Here is a 2,043-nt window from a genome sequence, read left to right as displayed (position 1 = left end):
CGCAGGCCGCCGCACCGGCCACGACCACCCCGGCGGCTGGTGAAGCCGCCCTTCCGCGCCACGCAAACCCGCCTGAAACTGCGTTAAAGGCTTGGCGCGGGCGCGCCTTGCTAGTATAAGCCGCCCCGTTCCCGACTGGCTGGTCAATAGCGGCCCTACGGAACCACGGCGCAGGGATATGTCATAATGATTACATTGCCCCCCGATTATCGCCCTTCGGAGGATGAGGAATTCATGAATCCGCAGCAGGTGGAATATTTCCGCCTCAAGCTGCTGAAATGGCGAACGGATCTTCTCAAGGAAGCGGATGAAACGCTTGCCAGCCTGTCCGAGGGCGGCATCCATGAAGCGGATATTACCGACCGGGCCAGCGTCGAGACCGACCGCGCGCTGGAACTGCGCACGCGGGACCGGGCCCGCAAGCTGATTTCAAAGATCAATCAGGCGCTTCAGCGTATTGAATCCGGAACATACGGCTATTGCGAGGAAACGGGCGAACCCATCGGCCTGAAACGGCTGGAAGCCCGCCCCATCGCGACCCTGTCGATCGAGGCGCAGGAACGTCACGAACGCATGGAACGCATCCACCGCGACGACTAGGGGCGACTTCCCCCGCCCGGCCACCCCGATTTGTCGGAACACGGCAAATAAGGGGTTGCCAGCCGGGGCAGGAAAAGTTAGGAAGCGCCCATACAGTGCTGCTGTAGCTCAGTGGTAGAGCACTCCCTTGGTAAGGGAGAGGTCGACAGTTCAATCCTGTCCAGCAGCACCATAATTTCCCCTGACATTTATGGTTCCCGTCCTGACCCGCCATAGGATGGCGGCAATGAGGCGCGACCCTGTCTTTCGCGCTGTCCTGCGGGCGGGAGTACATCCCGCCCTCACATGGCGCGGGTGGACTCCGCTATGCTCCAAAAGCGGTTTCGCCCCGGCTTTCCCACGCGCTACGTGATTGCCCCGGGCGGACACGCGACATAACGCGGCACCCGTCAAAACCGGGCAGGACCATGCGCGCACGGACCGCGTGTATGGCTGTCCGTATTTTCTGGAGTTACGGATGCGTATTCTTGTTACCGGCACGGCGGGATTCATCGGCTACCACATCGCCCGCCGCCTGCTGCGCGACGGGCATGCCGTAACGGGTATTGATGGCATGACGGCCTATTACGATGTGGCGCTGAAGCACAGACGCCATGCCATGCTCCGGGAATTCGCCGCGTTTACCTGCCATGAATTCCTGCTGGAGGATGCACAGGCCCTCCAGAACGTCTTTGCGCAATGCGAGCCGGAACTGGTGATCCATCTGGCGGCGCAGGCGGGCGTGCGGTACAGCATGGAAAATCCGGGCGCCTATATCAACGCCAATATCGTCGGTACCTATAATGTGCTGGAACAGGCCCGTGCGTACCGCCCCGCCCATCTCATGATCGCCTCGACCTCCTCGGTCTATGGGGCGAACCGGGAGGTGCCGTTTACGGAATCCCAGCGTTGTGACCATCCGCTCAGCCTTTACGCCGCGACCAAGAAGGCGACGGAGGATCTGGCGCATTCCTATTCCCACCTGTGGAAAATGCCCGTCACCGTCTGCCGGTTCTTCACGGTTTATGGTCCATGGGGACGGCCTGACATGGCGCTGTTCCGGTTCACGGCCAATACCCTGCGGGGCAGGCCGATCGACGTTTACAATAACGGCGATATGGCGCGCGATTTCACCTATATCGATGATGTGGTCGAGGCGCTCCACCGTCTGGGCGGCACGCCACCGCGCGGGCCGGGGGAACGTGATGGCGGCGCAAGTCCGGTCGCGCCCTATCGTGTTGTCAATATCGGCAATGGCAGGCCGGTCAGCCTGCTGGCGTTTATCGAAGCCATTGAAAAGGCGCTGGGCAAACCCTGCCTGCGCAACAACCTGCCCATGCAGCCCGGTGACATGCCGCGCACCTGGGCGGACTGCACCACCCTGCGCGCCCTGACCGGCTTCAGCCCCGCCACCCCCGTACAGGCCGGGGTGGATGCGTTCGTGACATGGTACCGGACCTGTTA

2 protein-coding genes and 1 tRNA gene are annotated in these 2,043 nt (G+C 62.0%); all 3 read left to right on the top strand.

Annotation, left to right across the window (positions count from 1 at the left end):
- Positions 1 to 186 precede the first annotated feature (186 nt).
- Positions 187 to 600 (top strand): RNA polymerase-binding protein DksA, encoded by a 414-nt coding sequence (dksA, locus tag JCM25156_RS14825; RefSeq protein WP_025813686.1) that lies wholly within the window; start codon positions 187 to 189, stop codon positions 598 to 600.
- 97 nt (positions 601 to 697) lie between these two features.
- Positions 698 to 772 (top strand) — tRNA-Thr (locus tag JCM25156_RS14820).
- Positions 773 to 1,057: 285 nt separating this feature from the next.
- A partial coding sequence (locus tag JCM25156_RS14815; RefSeq protein ID WP_025813685.1) for an SDR family NAD(P)-dependent oxidoreductase occupies positions 1,058 to 2,043 on the top strand: 986 nt, incomplete at its 3' end.

The organism is Komagataeibacter kakiaceti JCM 25156 (genome assembly GCF_000613305.1).
Note: the sequence above shows the minus strand (reverse complement) of the source record. Positions and strands in the feature narration are given on the sequence as shown.

Bases quoted from the DNA above. Each gene is read 5' to 3' on its own strand.
- dksA (WP_025813686.1), top strand. From the start codon at position 187: ATGATTACATTGCCCCCCGATTATCGCCCTTCGGAGGATGAGGAATTC.